Source organism: Flaviflexus salsibiostraticola, assembly GCF_003952265.1.
Lineage (GTDB): Bacteria > Actinomycetota > Actinomycetes > Actinomycetales > Actinomycetaceae > Flaviflexus > Flaviflexus salsibiostraticola.
On the sequence record NZ_CP034438.1, the window covers coordinates 1,835,535 to 1,851,208 of the forward strand.

The 15,674-nt window shown below is 66.2% G+C and carries 14 protein-coding genes and 1 tRNA gene; 3 read left to right on the top strand and 12 right to left on the bottom strand.

Going from position 1 to position 15,674, the window contains the following annotated elements; all coding sequences use genetic code 11:
- Positions 1-53: 53 nt before the first annotated feature.
- The 6 genes from pknB to EJO69_RS08495 are packed head-to-tail and all read right to left on the bottom strand — an operon-like array spanning position 54 to position 7,286.
- Entirely contained in the window at positions 54-1,928 is a 1,875-nt protein-coding gene (gene pknB / locus EJO69_RS08470) for a Stk1 family PASTA domain-containing Ser/Thr kinase (RefSeq protein WP_245993597.1), read from the bottom strand.
- A 12-nt stretch (positions 1,929-1,940) separates the two neighbouring features.
- Positions 1,941-3,398, bottom strand: coding sequence for a peptidoglycan D,D-transpeptidase FtsI family protein (locus tag EJO69_RS08475; protein WP_126040990.1), 1,458 nt, complete (start codon positions 3,396-3,398; stop codon positions 1,941-1,943).
- Positions 3,395-4,831, bottom strand: a complete 1,437-nt coding sequence (locus EJO69_RS08480) for an FtsW/RodA/SpoVE family cell cycle protein (protein WP_126040992.1) — start codon at positions 4,829-4,831, stop codon at positions 3,395-3,397. The genes EJO69_RS08475 and EJO69_RS08480 overlap by 4 nt, the downstream gene beginning before the upstream one ends.
- On the bottom strand, positions 4,831-6,099 hold the full coding sequence (locus tag EJO69_RS08485) for a PP2C family protein-serine/threonine phosphatase (RefSeq protein ID WP_126040994.1): 1,269 nt from the start codon (positions 6,097-6,099) through the stop codon (positions 4,831-4,833). The genes EJO69_RS08480 and EJO69_RS08485 overlap by 1 nt, the downstream gene beginning before the upstream one ends.
- A gap of 6 nt (positions 6,100-6,105) precedes the next feature.
- Entirely contained in the window at positions 6,106-6,588 is a 483-nt protein-coding gene (locus EJO69_RS08490; RefSeq protein WP_126040996.1) for an FHA domain-containing protein FhaB/FipA, read from the bottom strand.
- Positions 6,585-7,286 carry an FHA domain-containing protein gene (locus EJO69_RS08495; RefSeq protein ID WP_126040998.1) on the bottom strand — a complete coding sequence of 234 codons (702 nt, stop codon included), beginning with the start codon at positions 7,284-7,286 and terminating at the stop codon, positions 6,585-6,587. Before EJO69_RS08495 ends, EJO69_RS08490 begins: the two co-directional genes overlap by 4 nt.
- A 282-nt stretch (positions 7,287-7,568) precedes the next feature.
- On the opposite strand from EJO69_RS08495, the gene EJO69_RS08500 reads away from it, so the two are divergent.
- Positions 7,569-7,655: transfer RNA gene (locus EJO69_RS08500), tRNA-Leu, on the top strand.
- A 201-nt stretch (positions 7,656-7,856) separates the two neighbouring features.
- The gene (locus EJO69_RS08505) at positions 7,857-8,336 is read left to right on the top strand and encodes a cupin domain-containing protein (protein ID WP_211331399.1); all 480 of its coding nucleotides are present in this window, start codon (positions 7,857-7,859) and stop codon (positions 8,334-8,336) included.
- Positions 8,337-8,409: 73 nt separating this feature from the next.
- Here EJO69_RS08505 and EJO69_RS08510 read toward each other — a convergent pair whose 3' ends face one another.
- The 5 genes from EJO69_RS08510 to EJO69_RS08530 all read right to left on the bottom strand — a co-directional run bounded on the left by EJO69_RS08510 (position 8,410) and on the right by EJO69_RS08530 (position 12,988).
- The gene (locus EJO69_RS08510; RefSeq protein WP_126041000.1) at positions 8,410-9,240 is read right to left on the bottom strand and encodes a phosphoenolpyruvate hydrolase family protein; all 831 of its coding nucleotides are present in this window, start codon (positions 9,238-9,240) and stop codon (positions 8,410-8,412) included.
- On the bottom strand, positions 9,240-10,457 hold the full coding sequence (locus EJO69_RS08515; RefSeq protein WP_126041002.1) for a Tm-1-like ATP-binding domain-containing protein: 1,218 nt from the start codon (positions 10,455-10,457) through the stop codon (positions 9,240-9,242). The genes EJO69_RS08510 and EJO69_RS08515 overlap by 1 nt, the downstream gene beginning before the upstream one ends.
- A gap of 96 nt (positions 10,458-10,553) precedes the next feature.
- Positions 10,554-11,375 (bottom strand): ammonia-dependent NAD(+) synthetase, encoded by an 822-nt coding sequence (gene nadE / locus EJO69_RS08520; protein WP_126041004.1) that lies wholly within the window; start codon positions 11,373-11,375, stop codon positions 10,554-10,556.
- A 248-nt stretch (positions 11,376-11,623) separates the two neighbouring features.
- The gene (locus EJO69_RS08525) at positions 11,624-12,016 is read right to left on the bottom strand and encodes an RNA-binding S4 domain-containing protein (protein WP_126041006.1); all 393 of its coding nucleotides are present in this window, start codon (positions 12,014-12,016) and stop codon (positions 11,624-11,626) included.
- Positions 12,017-12,025: 9 nt separating this feature from the next.
- Complete coding sequence (locus EJO69_RS08530; RefSeq protein ID WP_126041008.1) at positions 12,026-12,988, bottom strand: IS481 family transposase; 963 nt, start codon at positions 12,986-12,988, stop codon at positions 12,026-12,028.
- A 214-nt stretch (positions 12,989-13,202) separates the two neighbouring features.
- On the opposite strand from EJO69_RS08530, the gene EJO69_RS08535 reads away from it, so the two are divergent.
- The gene (locus EJO69_RS08535; protein ID WP_126041010.1) at positions 13,203-14,531 is read left to right on the top strand and encodes a hypothetical protein; all 1,329 of its coding nucleotides are present in this window, start codon (positions 13,203-13,205) and stop codon (positions 14,529-14,531) included.
- Here EJO69_RS08535 and EJO69_RS08540 read toward each other — a convergent pair.
- Entirely contained in the window at positions 14,518-15,486 is a 969-nt protein-coding gene (locus EJO69_RS08540) for a hypothetical protein (protein WP_126041012.1), read from the bottom strand. The two genes, EJO69_RS08535 and EJO69_RS08540, sit on opposite strands and share 14 nt — an antisense overlap.
- Positions 15,487-15,674 lie beyond the last annotated feature (188 nt).

Here is a 15,674-nt window from a genome sequence, read left to right on the forward strand (position 1 = left end):
TCATGCTGCGGCGGTCGCTCGTCCGGATTCTCGTGACCGGGAGTGATCTCCGGCTAGTTCCCGCGGCCGGGATTCGTCTCCGGCGGCCCTGTTGTCGTCGCCCGCGGGTTGCTCTCCTCATCGGTCGGGTCCGTCGTCGGATCCGGTGAGGGCTCCTCGGTTGTCGGCTCGGGAGTGGGCGACGGGGTCGGCGGTGCGACGGCGACCGTGATGGTGATGCGCTGGCCCTGGTCGACGATTGATCCCTCGCGGAAGTCCTGGCCGATGACGGTATCGGGGTCCGCCTCGTCGGTCGGGGATGATTCGATCCGGTAGCTGAGCCCGCGAGCATCCAGTTCGGCGGTGGCGATCTCGACATTCATGCCGAGAAGGTTTGGCACCGTCACGCGACCCGACGAGACTTCAGCATTGACGACCGTTCCTCGGGCGACCTGCTCGTTCGGGGCTGGGTCGGTTGACACGATCTCGCCCTCGCTGAACTCCGGCCTGTTGTCGACCGTCGTCGTCGATCCCCACGTCAATCCCTCGGCCTCGATCGCCCGGCGGGCGGCATCGACGCTGAGGCCAGTCACGTCGGGGACGGTCGTCTCGCCGACACCGGCGGAGAACACGACCTCGACGGTCGACCCGGTCTCGACCGACGTTCCGACCGGCGGATTGGCCGAGACGAACAGACCGCTCTCGACCCCGTCGGTCTCGACGGGCTCCCCGATCGTCATCTCCAGTCCGAGGTCGCTGAGCGCGGCACGCGCCTCCTGTTGGTCCATCCCCGCGAGGTTCGGGACCTCGACGAGCTCGACGGTCGGTGTCGGCTCCTCGGGGGAGTCATTGCCGGCGAAGACCTGGAACGCGATGAAACCGAGAATGGCGAGGAGGAGGACGATGATCGCCCAAAGCCAGCTGTTGCTCCTCTTCTCCCTCTGGGCGGGGAGTTGGCCCGTCTGGTACGGAGGGTAGCTTCCCGTGGCGGGAGCGCCATCGGCCGCCGCCGGAATCGCGGCGGTCCCCATGAGGGCCGTCGCGGCCGCTGCGGGGACCGCGTACGCGCTTGTCGCCGGTGCGGTGACCTGCTGGCCGCGCACGGCCGAGAGAAGATCACGGCGGAAGGCCGCGGCGGTCTGGTACCGGTCCTCGCGGTCCTTGGCGAGGGCCTTGAGGACGACGCGGTCGATGGTGTCGGGGATGTCGGCCGTCACCGACGAGGGTGGGACCGGTGCCTCTGAGACGTGCTGGTAGGCGACGGAGATCGCCGTGTCCCCGGTGAAGGGGGGCTTGCCGGTCAGCATCTCGTACAGCAGGCACCCGGCGGAGTAGAGGTCGGAGCGCGTGTCGACAACCTCGCCGCGGGCCTGCTCGGGGGACAGGTACTGGGCCGTGCCGACGACCGTATTCGTCTGTGTGACGGACGAGTGGGCGTCCGCCATGGCGCGGGCGATCCCGAAGTCCATCACCTTGACGGACCCGTCGGGGGTCAGCATGATGTTGCCCGGCTTGATGTCCCGGTGGATGATGCCCTCACGGTGCGAGTACTCGAGGGCCGAGAGAACGCCCGCGGCCACGTGCGCGGCCTCGTCGATCGGAATCGGGTCCCCGTCCGCGAGAAGGTCGCGGACGGTCTGCCCGTTGACGTACTCCATGACGATGAAGGGGAGAGTGACCAGCCCGTGGCGGGTGTCGATCTCCTCCTCGCCGGTGTCGTAGACGGCGACGATCGATGGATGGTTGAGAGCCGCGGAGGATTGGGCCTCTCTCCGGAATCGGGCGAGGAAAGTCTCGTCCGCCGCCATGTCCGATCGCAGGATCTTGATTGCGACGGTGCGGGAGAGCCGCGTGTCGTAGGCGATGTACACCTGCGCCATGCCGCCGCGCCCGATCAGCCGGCCGACCTCATAGCGGTCAGCCAACATCCGGGGGAGTTGATCCACCATGTTCAACCTTTCCTATTCCGACAGCGCTGCCTGGAGCACTGAGCGCGCCATCGGGGCGGCAAGTGAGCCGCCATCGGTACCAAAACCTTGATAGCCACCATTCTCCACGACGACGGCGATCGCAAACTGCGGGTCCTCGGCCGGGGCGAAGCCGATGAACCAGGCGTGCGGCGGAATCGACGTCGAGATCTCGGCGGTGCCGGTCTTGCCGGCGACATCGATGCCGGGGATCTGGGCGCGGAAGCCCGTCCCGTTGGCGACCACGTCGACCATCATCTCCGTCATCTGCGCGGCGCTGTCCTCGCCCATGGCGACGGAGAGCTCCTCCGGGTCGGTCACCCGAAGGACGTCGAGGTCGGGAGACAGCGTGCGCTCGACCAGGTAGGGCCGCATGAGAGAGCCGTCGTTGGCGATCGCGGAGGCGACCATCGCCATCTGCATCGGCGTCACCCGGACGTCGAACTGGCCGAAGGCGCTCTGTGCGAGCTCCGCCTGCGTCGTCGCATCCGGGAACCTCGACGGGGTCACAGCCATGGGGATCGCCAGCTCCTGGCCGAAGCCGAATGCCTCCGCCTGCTCCCGCATCGTCTCCTCACCCATCTCGACCGCCGCGATCGCGAAGGGCGTATTGCAGGACTGGCGGAGCGACTGAAGGAGCGTCGCCTGGCCGGACCCGTCACCGCAGGTGGCCTCGCCCGGGTTGTTGATCGTGTGGGACGTGCCGGGCGGCGAATACTGCGTGGGCGCGTCGATCAGCTCATCGGGCTCGTAGCCGTTCTCGAGCATCGCCGTCGCTGTCACGACCTTGAAGGCCGATCCGGGTGCGTAGAGGTCGCCGGCGACGGCACGGTTGATGAGGGGGCGGCTCTCGTCCGTTGATAGGGCCTCGTAGCTCTCCCGCGCCGCAGCCGCATCGTGCGAGGCGAGCAGGTTCGGGTCGTAGCTCGGCACCGACACCATCGCGAGGATTCTGCCCGTGTCCGGTTCGAGGACGACAATCGAGCCCCGCTGACCGTTGAGCGCGTCGACGGCGGCCTGCTGAATCTGCGGATCGAGGGTCAGTTCGACGCCGCCGCCGCGCGGTTCATTGCCAGTGACAAGATCCCGAAGGCGCTGCAGAGCGAGCGACTGCGAGGAGCCACCCAGGACGTCGTTCTCTAAGCGCTCGATCCCCGTCATCGAATTGAACGCGACAGAGAAGTACCCGGTCGAATGGGCGTAGAGCTCACCCTGACCGTAGGTGCGAAGGAACTGATAGACGTCATCGGCGGGTTCGGACGAGGCGACGGTCTGGTCGGCGACGATGATGGGGCCGCGCTCGCGGCCGTACTCTTCGTAGATCGTCCGCGCGTTCCGGGAGTCGGCTGTGAGGGCCGGGGCACGGACGAACTGGATCATGGTCACGGCGATCATGAGGGCGAGGAACATGAGGAGCGCGAGGGTCGCGACGCGTCTGATGGGCTGGTTCATGGCATCCTCATCGCCTCGGTGTCGGCGCGATCGGCCTCGGTCGGTTCCGATGCGGCCTCGGGGTTCTCAGCCACGCCGTCATCGTCCCAGGCGGAGGGGATCGGATCTGCGGAGGGGATGTTCGGCCGGCGGGCGGCATTCGAGATCCGCAGCAGCAGGCCGATGACGATCCAGTTGAGGACGAGGGAGGAGCCGCCGAGGGCGACGAGGGGAAGCGTGAGCCCCGTTAGGGGGATGAGGCGGGTGACGCCGCCGACGACGACGAAGACCTGGAGCGCGATCATGAAGGACAGCCCGGCGGCGAGCAGCTTGCCGAAGCCGTCCCGGACGTAGGCGGCGCTGCGCAGGCCGCGGATGACGAGGACGAGGTAGAGGGCGAGGATCGCGAACACCCCGGCCATGCCGAGCTCCTCGCCGATGCTGGCGATGATGAAGTCCGAATTCGCCTGCGGCACGATGCTCGGGTAACCCTGGCCGAGACCCGTGCCGAAGAGACCGCCCGATGCCATCCCGAAGTTGCCCTGAACGACCTGGTAGGAGCCGAACGGCGCGTCGTAGACCTGCGGCTCCATCGCGTTCAGCCACACGTTGAACCGCGCTGTCACATGCGGGAACAGTTGGAACACGACGAACCCGCCGCCGAGTGCGAGCAGACCCCCGATGATGATCCAGGACAGCCGGTCGGTGGCGACGTAGAGCATGGAGACGAACAGTCCGAAGAAGAGGAGGGACGTGCCGAGGTCCTTCTGGAAGATGAGGACGGCGATGCAGACGAGCCAGGCGAGGAGGAGCGGCGCGAAGTGCCGCAGCTGCGGCAGTCGCAGCCCCAGCACCTTCGGTCCCGCCAGGGCGAGGTTGTCTCGGTTGACGACGAGGTAGCCGGCGAAGAAGATCGCGAAGAAGATCTTCGCCGCCTCAGCGGGCTGGAAGGAGAACCCGGCGACGTCGATCCAGATCCGCGCCCCATAGATCTCGCGCCCGAGCCCGGGAATGAGGGGGAGGATAAGGAAGACCGATCCGACAACGAGAGACGTATACGTGTAGCGGCGGAGGATTCGGTGGTCGCGGATCGTCATGACCGTGAGGACGGCGAGGGCGATCCCGATGAGGGTGAAGATGGCCTGGGAGGATCCCTGCGTGGATCCAAGGGCGATGTCGATCCGCTCGATCATCCCGAGCCCGATTCCGTTGAGCGCCAACGCGGCGGGGAAGAGAACGGGATCCGCATAGGGCGCGGCCCAGCGGATGAGGAGGTGGGCGCCCAGGGCGGCGCCGGCGAAGATGACCGCCGCGGAGGCCATGTTCTCCGGCATTGCCCCATTCGCGCCCAGGTGGACGAGCGCGTAGGCGCCGAGTCCGATCATGACAGAGACGATCGTGAGGGCCAGCTCGGGGAGCCTCCCCGGGCGGGCCGCCTGCTGAACAGCTGCCATCAGGGAGTCTCCTCCGGCTGGCTGCCGCTGTCGCTCCGGTCCGGCGGAGTCTCAGCCTCAGTCGGATCCTCCGTCGGCTCATCCGAGCCGTCCTCGACCACCTGGTCGCGGAGGAACTGGGCCTCGAGGTCGGCGACGAATCTCTCCGCATCCCTCCGCGAGGAGTGTGTGACGGGCTCTCGGAGCCTGCGCTGGGCGGTGTCCGTCAGATCATCGATGGCGAGGCTCGATCTCTCCTCCAAGTGGGAGAGCTCGATGGGACCGAGCGACTGCGGAACACCGCGGTAGATCGCGACGTTCCCCTCCGCCTCGTAGACGTAGTACTGGGACTGGGTCCAGAACCATCCACCGAAGATCGCCCCCGCGGCGAGAAGGACGAATCCGATGATGACGGCGAGTCGGGCAGGCCATCGGCGCCTCTTCGCCGGTTCATCCCCCCCATTCCCGTCGGCGCCCGGTCCGCCGACGGAGCCGGGCAGCTGAGACGCCGCCGCGCCGACGACGATCGGAGTCGTATCGGGCGCCGTCGACTGGGTCATATGACGATCGTCGAGGACGTCGGCCACGACGACTGTCACGTTGTCGGGAGCGCCCCCCGCCAGTGCCAGTTCGATGAGCCGGTCCGCGCACTTCTCGAGGTTGGCGCAGTGGAGGAGGGTGTGTGCGATCGTCTCGTTGGAGACGACGCCGAAGAGCCCGTCTGAGCAGAGCAGCCAGCGGTCGCCGACGACGGCTTCGCGGACGGACTCGTCGAGCTCGACCTCGCCCTCCGTGTCGCCGAGCGCCCGCATGATGACATTCCTCTTGGGATGGTTCGCCGCCTCTTCGGGGGTGATCTGGCCGTGGTCGAGGAGGTATTGGACGAGCGTATGGTCCTTCGTCACCTGGATGAGGGACTCGCCGCGCAGCAGGTAGGCGCGGGAGTCGCCGATGTGGACCATACCGAGCTTGTTTCCGGCGCGGAGGATGGCGATGCAGGTGGTGCCCATGCCCTTGAGGGATCTGTCTCTGCCCGCCATGGCGATGAGCTCCTCGTGGGCGTCCGTCACGGCCTTCCGCAGGAGCGGCAGCAGGTCATCGGCTCGATGGACATCGTCGAGAGGGGCCAGGAGCGACACGGTCGTGCTTGAGGCCGTGTCTCCGCCGGCTGCGCCGCCCATGCCGTCCGCGAGGACGAGCAGATGGGGACCTGCGTAGCCCGAGTCCTGGTTGCTCTTCCTGATGGAGCCGATGTCGGAGCGGGCTGCGTACCGAAGCTGAACTGCCATGATCCCCTACCGCTGCATCGTCATCGACGTCTGACCGACCGTCACGCTGTCGCCCGGTTTCACAGGCGTCGGCTGGTCGATGCGCTGACCGTGGACAAAGGTGCCGTTCGTCGACTGGAGGTCTTCGACATACCACTGGCCCTCTGAGTGGAAGAAGCGGGCGTGCCTGGCGGACGAATAGGAATCATCGAGAACCAGTGCGGAATCGGGTGAGCGTCCGACGATGATCGACGAGGCACCGAGCGGTACTGTCGTCCCAGCGAGCGGCCCGGCCGACACGACGATCTTCGTCGGCACGCCGCGCTGCGGCTTGGGGGCGGCGGACTTCCGGGGACGCGCGTACGACACGGGCGCCGCCGCGGCGGTCTGCCGGCCGCGGGCCTTGATGCCGTAGATATCGCGACGCAGGGTCGCCATGACGGCAAGCACGAAGACCCACAGCAGGACGAGGAACGCGATGTGGAGGATTGTGAGGACCAGATCGCTCATGCGTAGGTCTCCGGATTGGTCCAGAACATGATCCTGGTCCGACCGATCGTGATCGTATTGCCGTCGACGAGTGTGGCGGCCGTGATGCGATGCCCCTCGACGAAGCTGCCGTTGGTCGAATTGAGGTCCGTGGCGATGACTCCGCGCGGGGTCACCCGCAGCTCGAGGTGGTGCCGGGAGACCCCCGTGTCGTCGACGACGATGTCGGCGTCGGAGCCTCGGCCGATGATCGTCACCGGCCCTGTCAACAGATAGCGCTGGCCCTGAACATCGATGATCGGGTTGGCAGGGGAGGGGGCGGATGTGGTCACGGGTGCAACAGCTCCTCGCACGGTCTGGGAGTCGACGCGGACAGTTCCGGTGCCCGCCTCCTCATTGGAGGTGAACGAGACCGTGAGTGGTCCCAAGAAGGTGTATCCCTGCGATGTCGCATACTTAATGGCGTGATCGATGAGTTCGTCGGCGATTGATTCACGGCCCCACTGGTCAAGCCGGGCGTAGTCATCCGGCGAGAGAGTCACCGTGAAGACGTTGGGGGATATCGTCCGTGAGCGGGAGTAGACGGCGGCGCCCTCGTCCATCGCGCGGTTGATCGCCGAGGCGATCTCGACCGGCTTGATCTCGGACTTGAATGCTCGACCGAAGACGGAGTTGACGGCATTCTCGATGCCGCGTTCGAACTTGCCGAAGACACCCACGTTTCATCTCCTTCCAGAGACAGTCGGCCGTTTGAGCTGCCCACACGGTAGTGGAGACTCGCGTCCGCCGGTCCGGCGACAGGAGTTCCGCGAGGTTCTCCCGTACCTGACCCTACCGCTCTGATGCCTGATTCTACTGCCAGCGCGGGTCGGCGCGCGAGGAGCGGGGTGCGGGTGGGGCAACCATGCCCCTGGGGACGCTGGCACGTAGGCGTCGTCACAGTAGGTCGGCTTTGAGGGAGGGACCGGCGCACGCTAGACTGGGCAGGCTGGAAGCAGCGCGCGCAAGTGGCGGAATAGGCAGACGCGCACGGTTCAGGTCCGTGTGCCCGAGAGGGCGTGGGGGTTCAACTCCCCCCTTGCGCACCAGCAGAGACGGCGACCATCGGTCGCCGTCTCTCTTTTCGTTGCGGTGGGGATCGTGGTGGAGTCGCTAGTCGAGCAGACGTGGACTCGCTCGATGGTCATGCCCCGCACGGTCGATATCGCTGCCCGCACAGATCCTCGCGCATGGCGTGCCCGCGATCACCGTGCCCGATAGACTGGTCTCATCCACTGTGAGGAAGGTTAATGATGACGATCGAGGATATTGGCCCTAAGCCGCACGCTTTCGATATCGAGACGGCGACGCGGAAGAACGAGAACTACAGAACGACGGTCTGGACCGGCAAGTACCTCCAGGTCACCCTCATGTCCATCGAGCCCGGCAGCTCCATTGGACTTGAGAAGCACCCCGACACCGACCAGTTCCTCCGTATCGACGCGGGCGAGGGTAAGTGCGTCATGGGGGACTCCGAGGACGATCTTGACTTCGAGCAGGCCGTCTCCGACGGCTGGTCGATCCAGGTTCCTGCCGGCAAGTGGCACGACGTCATCAACACGGGTGATGAGCCGCTGCGCCTCTACACGATCTACGCCCCCGTCCACCACGCCCAGGGCATCATTCACAAGACCGCCGAGGACTCCGAGCGCGACGAGGAGAACGGTGTCGATGTTCCGCCCGAGTGGACGGTCCAGCCCGACAGCTCCTCCGAGGACGAGCACGCCTGATCGCTGCCGACGTCGATAGTGGAATGCCCCCGACATCGGGGGCATTCCACTATCTTGACCTCCGAGCGGGTGATCAGCGGGTGATCGCCTTGAACGCCTCGGTCTGGGACTTGATGCCGCGCTCGGCGGCGAAGCGCTCGATCGATGAGGCTCCGAAGAAGCCTGCGAGCTCGGGCAGAGCCTTGATGACGTAGGCGGCATCCTCGGGCTCGGCGATGGGGCCGCCATGGCAGATGACGAGAATGTCGGGGTTGACCTCGCGGCCGGCGGCAATGATGTCGCGGATCCTCTCGATGGAGTCGTCGAGGGTGAGGGCGGTCTGAGCGCCGATCGTGCCCTTCGTCGTCAGTCCCATGTGCGCGACGAGGATATCGGCACCAGCATCGGCCATTGCCCGCGCGTCGTCCGGCGTGAAGACGTAGGGGCACGTGAGCATTCCGAGGCTGTGGGCCTCCCGGATCATCTCGACCTCAAGGCCGTAGCCCATGCCGGTCTCCTCGAGGTTCTGGCGGAACACGCCATCGATGAGGCCGACGGTCGGAAAGTTCTGGACGCCGGAGAAGCCCTGCGCCTTGAGGTCGCGGAGGAAGTTCGGCATGATCCGGAACGGATCCGTGCCGCAGACCCCCGCGAGGACCGGCGTGTGCTCGACGACGGGCAGGACCTCGGAGCCCATCTCGACAACGATCGCGTTCGCGTCCCCATAGGGCATGAGACCCGAAAGGGATCCCCGTCCCGCCATCCTGAATCGGCCCGAGTTGTAGATGATGAGGAGGTCGGCTCCGCCGGCCTCGGAGAACTTCGCGGTGATACCGGTCCCGGCGCCGACGCCGAGAAGGACCTCGTTGCGGGCGACCTTCTCCTTGAAGCCGGCGAGGACCTCGTCACGAGTCAGGGTGTTCATCAGTGGGTTCCTTTCGAGGTATCGATGAGATCAATGAGGGCCTGAGCTGCGGCCTCTGCGAAAACGGGGTCGTTGATGTCGGTGTCCAGCCGGTGGAGGGTGACGTGCTCGTTGTCGATGCCCTTCTCCAGAGCATCGAACAGCGCCTCGTCGGCCCTCCTGTCATAGAAGGGGCCGCCCTCGACTGCGATGGCGGAGACGCCCTTGAGGGGGATGAAGACCTCGGTGGACTGCGTGGCCCGATTGAGCTTCTCGGCGAGCTTCTCCCCGAGCTGCCTGTTCTCGTCCGCCGTCGTCCTTATGAGGGTGATCTGCGGGTTGTGAGGGTAGAGGTTGCGGCCCCGGTAGTGTGCGGGAACTGTATCGGGGCTGCCGAAGTTGACCATGTCGAGCGCGCCGAGCGACACGACCTGGGGGACTCTGGCATCGATCGCTGCTTCGTGGCGATGAGGACCGGCTGCGAGGATGCCGCCGAACAGCTCATCGCACCACTCGGTTGCGGTGATATCGAGGACCCCGACGAAGTAGCCGTCGCGGATCAGCTGCTCCATCGACTTGCCCCCGGCCCCGGTCGCGTGGAAGACGACGACCTCGTAGCCGCGGTCCTCAAGATACTCCTGCGCCCGGCTGACGCAGGGTGTGGTCACGCCGAACATTGTGGCCGCAATGTGGGGCTTGGCATCGGCATCGTGGCCACGCTCGACGGCGAGCATGCCGACCATGGCGCCGACCGCGTTCCTCAGAATGGTCTGGAGGATCGAGTTGAGACCCTGCACATCGACGATCGAGGGGATCATGACGATATCGGACGTGCCGACATATTCGGAGACCGTGCCGCCCGCCATGGTCGAGACCATGACTTTCGGGACCCCAACCGGCAGTGTCCTCATGCCGGCAGTTGCGAGCGCGGTTCCGCCGGAGCCGCCGAGGGAGAAGACACCGTCGATACTCCCCTCCGCGTAGAGGGTGGAGACGATCGACGTGACGCCGAGCGTCATCGCCGCCATCGCGCGTCCTCGATCCTCGGTGAGCTCGCCGAGGTCGGCGCCGCCGGCCCTGGCGACGTCGGACCCATCGATATCGACGGGTATGGTCGCGGGGCGAGTGCCCGCGTGGATCATGAGCGTCTGGACGCCCTGCCTGTCGAACAGGTCCCGACAGAAGTCGAATTCCCGCCCTTTGGTATCGAATGTTCCTACTATTGCAACGGTTGCCATTGATCCTGCCCTCGCCTTTGAATGACCTGATACAGGATCAACGTTACCTGAGTCACGCCGCCGGTCCGGATGGAATGCGGCGCCTCACTCAGCAGGTCACCTCCACCACGTGTCGGACACGTCGGCCGGCATGCGCCGCTTGTGGCGGGAGCGGTTGAAATACCACTCGATCCGCTCGGCGGCCGCTGTGGCGACCTCCTTACCCTCGAGGTAATCGTCGATGTCGTCGTAGGCGAGACCGAGCTCGTCCTCGTCGGTGCGGCCCGGATCATCATCGAGCAGGTCGGCTGTCGGGACCTTGTTCCACAGCTCCTCCGGCCCGCCGAGCTCCTTCGTCAGGAGGCGGACCTGACGCTTGGTGAGACCGGCGAGCGGCAGGACGTCCGCCCCGCCATCGCCATACTTTGTGAAGAAGCCCGTGACCGACTCCGCCGCGTGATCCGTGCCGATGACGAGAAGCCCCAAGTCGCCGGCAATCGCGTACTGGGCCATCATCCGCAGGCGGGCCTTGGCATTGCCCTTGTTGAAGTCGGACATGCGCCTGTCGGTGGCGAGATCATGCTCCTTCTCGAATGCGTCGACGGCGGGGCCGATATTGAAGGTCATGCGACGGTCGGGGTCGACGAAATCAAGAGCCGCCTGGGCGTGGTGCTCATCGGCCTGAACATGATGGGGGAGTCGAACGGCGAAGAACTCGGTCGACAGTCCCTGCTCGCGGGCCCGCTCTGCCGCGAGCTGCCCGAGCCTGCCCCCGAGGGTCGAGTCGACTCCGCCGGAGATGCCGAGCACGTAGCCCTTGGCGTTGGCGGCGATGAGGTAGTCGGTCAGGAACCCGACACGCCGCTCGATCTCCTCCTGAGGGTCGATCGTCGCCTTGACGCCGAGTTCTTCAATGATCTTCGCCTGGAGTTCTCGCATGACCAGAGACTACTACGCAGGCACCTGAGAAGTCTGTGGAGATAGTCGAGAGAACTGTGGATAAGTGTCGAAGAGTCGTGGAAAAGTGCCGGTTTTCCTGTGGATGTGAGGCGTTCCGCTGTGGATACAGCTGTGGACGGTGTGGGGACCGGTGAATGACACCAGTGTTTTTCAGGAGGTGACGACGGCACCGGATGTGGACGAGGCAGGAATCGAGAGTCCTGGGCCCGGTGCCTCGACCTCATCTGTCACTCCTCGTCGAGCCGACCCCAGTTCGCCTCGATGCCGCGCAGCCGGTCGAGCTCGCGGCGCTCCTTCTTCGTCGGGCGGCCGGTGCCGCGATCCCGAGAGAAGACGGGCGGGATGAAGACGCGTGGCCGCTCCGGCGTGTGGTTGATGTAGCACTCCTGCGCGAGCGGCGCACTCGTCCTCTTGAGGATGAGCTTCGTGACCTCGAGGATCCGGTCCATCCCCTCGATTCGCAGCCGCACCTCATCGCCGACCTTGATCTTGTGGCTCGCCTTAACAGGGCTGCCATTGACTCGGACGTGACCCGCCCTGCAGGCGCTCGTCGCCATCGTGCGCGTCTTCAGCTGGCGCACGGCCCACAGCCACACATCGACCCTGACGCTCTCGCTCATGGCGCCAGTCTAGCTGTAGTTCCCAGTGAGGTTGTGAACACGGTCTGAGGGAGTCTGTCCTCCGATTCCGGTGTGGGGTCGGTGATGATTGTAGTGGTGGAGCCAGGTGCTGTACGTTGCGGCCCTGGCTCCGTCGCTTTCGTACATCTGGGCGTAGGCCCACTCGGTGGCGAGGGTGCGGTTGAAACGTTCAACTTTCCCGTTGGTCTGGGGCCGATACGGACGAGTTCGACGATGTTTCACATCAGGTCCGAGCGCGGCTGCGAACGTTCGAGAGCGGTAACAAGACCCGTTATCGGTCATCACCGCCGCAACGGTCACTCCGGCCTGGGCGAAGAACATGCGCGCTCGGTGCCAGAACGCGGCGGCTGTTTCTTTCTTCTCGTCGGCAAGGATCTCGGAGTAGGCCAGACGCGAGTAGTCATCGACCGCGTGATGCAGAAACGCGTACCCGACGCCATGGCGACGGTTACGCTTGCCGTTGGCGCGTCCGAGCATGCGATGTCCACCACCGTCAGGGATACGGCCGAGCTTCTTGATGTCGACATGCACAAGCTCGCCCGGACGCTGTTTCTCGTAGCGCACAGGGCGAGGCTTACGGACGGGCAGCCCGGTTGCTTGATCCAGATGTGCCAGCAGAGGCATCCGGTACCGGGCAAGGACGCGTTCGACCGTGGACCGCGGGATGCCCAGGTGGTAGCTGATCCGGTGCGGTCCCCACCGGCGGGTGAACCGCAGGCTGATGATGCGGTGCTCGCGCCGCTCCGCAAGCCTCATGGGTGAGTGATGCGGGCGCGAGGAACGATCCACGAGAGGTTCACCCGCGCGGTATCGGGACGCCCATTTCGATGCGGTGGCAGGTGAGACCTGGAATCGCTCCGCTGCGCGTCGGATCGACCATCCCTGATCGACGATCAGAGAAGCCAGGCGCTGCCTGCCCACAGGGGTCAATGGTGCGTTAGCGTGGGACATGAAGACCTCCGGTTACTGGATGCGAGTGTGGTAACCCACATCCTGCCGGAGGTCTTCATCTAACTCGAGCGTTCACAACCTCCCGAGGAACTACATCTAGCGGCACGTTCTGCGGCGCACGCGGCCCTCAGCGCGCCCACCCTTCACCGGACGTCAGCAGACTCCTCACACGCACGTCATACTGCGTTCATCTCCATCCCGCACAGTGAGGGACATGCGCCGTGCAGGGACCGTCGAGCGGAGGCTCATCGACGAGACCATCGTCGATGACTTCCGCGCTCTTGTGGCGCGCCTCGGCATCATGAGCACCGTGTCGAGCCTCTATGGCGGCGAGCCACCGTGCGACGGAGTCGAGCTTCCGAACAGGCCCATCCGCCTCCATCACTGCACCGCTGACGGCAGCGCCCGCTGGCTCCTGGTCGCGGGCTCCTCCGACGCCGACCCGTGGGCCCATGTCGATACGGCACCCCTGTGGGTCCAGGAGCGGTACGACATGATGCTGCGCCCCGGGCTCGTCGCGTGGGGGAGCCCGACCGCGTGGGAGGTCTCCGACGGACGGAGGGTTCTCGAGCACGACGGTGTCCTGCCGGTCGTCGACATCGCGCGCCCGTGGCTGACAGACGGGATCAGGACAGTTGTCCGCTCCGCGCTATCCGATGGGGCGACGATCGCCCACCTGGGGGAGATCCTTCCCTCCGACGAGCCGGACGTGCGGGCGGACGCCGATATTCCCGCGCTCTCCGTCGCGCTGTGGAATGCCCTGACGTCCCCTGCCATCACGAACAGTCCCGAGAGGCTCGCGGGGTCCCTGCGCGCCTCCGCCACCCACGTCCGCCTCCATCCCGTCACTGGGGAGCGCATATCGAAGGCCCGGGCCCGTGTCGACCTGCTCTGGAGAAGCCTCCTCCCTGAGCAGGATCGGCCCGTGGGGCCGGTCGACGGCCCGCTGGCCGTGACGCCGCGGCGAGGGGACATGGAGCGGCAGGTCATCGCGCGCAACACCGCCCTGCTCCGGGGATGGGCGACGGCGGCGATGGCGGAGGCCGCCCGCCAGGTCCCGCTCGCCGAGCGACGGTTCGGCTTCGACGAGCGCGGACTCAGCGTCCGCGACGGGTCCTCGTGGGCCCGGCTCATCGGATTCTCAGAGGATCGACTCGCGATCGTGGGGGACGGCCCCGCCCGCGCCCCGCACAGTAGCCCGGCCTCGACGAGGCCGGGCTGGCTCCCTGATCTTTCGGAGTTCGGCGGGACTGTCGCGTGGACGGTGCGCGGTTACTGGCGCGGTGACCGGCTGACGGGCCCGCTCGAGACGATCCCCGAGTTCGCCGCTCTTGCCGCAGTGAAGCCGGATCGCGAGCCGAATCTTGCGGCCGCATTGGCGCGGGTTCCGGAGCCGGTCGGCGCGGATGCGCGGGATGAGGTGCTGGGGATGATGCGGGGGCTGCAGGACTTCACGTGGAGCGGCGCGATTCTCGCCGCGTCACCGCCATTCGGCGGCGCACTGACCGTCTATCCCTTCGAGGGCCGCGTCAGCCGCGCATAACGACATCCGCGGTGAAGCGGTCCGCCTCGTCGTCATCGGACACGACGGCGATGTAGAACGCATCGCCCATCCCACGCCGGTACTGCTCGGGGTTGCGGGCCACGAGGCGAATGCGATCACCCCATCGTTCGGCGAGATCCTGAGGACGGTGCCGATAGCTGACCCCATCACGGCGCGACACGTAGATGGCGATCTGCTCCTTCGGCGGGGGAGACGTCGGCCCAACCGACAGGCGCACGTCTTGGCGGGCGACCTCCGCGGCGTAGATCTGGTACGTGTCGATGTCCCCCGCGTAGTTGTACATGTCGAGCGTGAAGGCGGGCGGCGCGCTGCGGGACACGCGGATGATCCGCGGCTCAGCACCTGGCGGGAACGCGACCTGGACGTGGAGGAAGGTGAGCCGAGCGCGGAGCGCCTCGGCGGCCTGGCGGCCGAGCCGGACGACGGCCGGCGGCAGCGGCACGACGGTTCGATACGCGTACTCGCTCGCGGAGATCAGCGGCCACGCGGTCACCCCCTCGAAGAGGACGGTCCTGTCGTGGCCGATGATCGCATCCCAGGAGTAGACCTGACCGGCCGAGTCGCCGACCGGCAGGCCCGCCTCGGCGACGGCCTCGAGGGAATCGCTGTCCGAGGCGCTCCAGGTGATGCCGCTGATGTTGAAATCCCTGCGCAGCCTCGCATCCTGGCTCAGCCAGTGGCTGTTGTTCGAATCAAGGTGATCCGGCTTGCCGTGCCTGTGGGCGAAGTAGGCGACGGCCCGGTAGACCGCGTCGTAGTCATCGAGGGTATGGACCTGGCGGTAGTCGTGCAGGTGATGGACCAGGCGCCGGTCCAGCCCCGCGGCATCCGCGTCACCGATCCCGATCACCCGCACTCCTGCGAGAGCGAGATGTTCGCACAGGTTGACATTGATCTGCGGGAAATCGGGAGAGATGAAGATGAATGTGCTCATATCGCCTCCGGTCGACTCCCTTGATCTTATGCCGGACGATCGCCGGGGCGCTCCAATGCGTGCGAAAGGACATGAGTGCGAAAGGAGAGGAGACCGGGGAGGTTCGTTCGCGCGCTCGCCTGCTCCTCGGACGAACGGGTCCGCCGTTGCAGGGCACCACGAACCACCGCCGCGAAACGACGGTGAAC

Bases quoted from the DNA above. Each gene is read 5' to 3' on its own strand.
- EJO69_RS08490 (WP_126040996.1), bottom strand. From the start codon at position 6,588: ATGAGCGATCTGGTCCTCACAATCCTCCACATCGCGTTCCTCGTCCTG.
- EJO69_RS08485 (WP_126040994.1), bottom strand. From the start codon at position 6,099: ATGGCAGTTCAGCTTCGGTACGCAGCCCGCTCCGACATCGGCTCCATC.
- EJO69_RS08510 (WP_126041000.1), bottom strand. From the start codon at position 9,240: ATGAACACCCTGACTCGTGACGAGGTCCTCGCCGGCTTCAAGGAGAAG.
- EJO69_RS08540 (WP_126041012.1), bottom strand. From the start codon at position 15,486: ATGAGCACATTCATCTTCATCTCTCCCGATTTCCCGCAGATCAATGTC.
- EJO69_RS08535 (WP_126041010.1), top strand. From the start codon at position 13,203: ATGCGCCGTGCAGGGACCGTCGAGCGGAGGCTCATCGACGAGACCATC.
- EJO69_RS08480 (WP_126040992.1), bottom strand. From the start codon at position 4,831: ATGGCAGCTGTTCAGCAGGCGGCCCGCCCGGGGAGGCTCCCCGAGCTG.
- nadE (WP_126041004.1), bottom strand. From the start codon at position 11,375: ATGCGAGAACTCCAGGCGAAGATCATTGAAGAACTCGGCGTCAAGGCG.
- EJO69_RS08505 (WP_211331399.1), top strand. From the start codon at position 7,857: ATGATGACGATCGAGGATATTGGCCCTAAGCCGCACGCTTTCGATATC.
- EJO69_RS08530 (WP_126041008.1), bottom strand. From the start codon at position 12,988: ATGTCCCACGCTAACGCACCATTGACCCCTGTGGGCAGGCAGCGCCTG.
- pknB (WP_245993597.1), bottom strand. From the start codon at position 1,928: ATGGTGGATCAACTCCCCCGGATGTTGGCTGACCGCTATGAGGTCGGC.
- EJO69_RS08515 (WP_126041002.1), bottom strand. From the start codon at position 10,457: ATGGCAACCGTTGCAATAGTAGGAACATTCGATACCAAAGGGCGGGAA.
- EJO69_RS08475 (WP_126040990.1), bottom strand. From the start codon at position 3,398: ATGAACCAGCCCATCAGACGCGTCGCGACCCTCGCGCTCCTCATGTTC.
- EJO69_RS08525 (WP_126041006.1), bottom strand. From the start codon at position 12,016: ATGAGCGAGAGCGTCAGGGTCGATGTGTGGCTGTGGGCCGTGCGCCAG.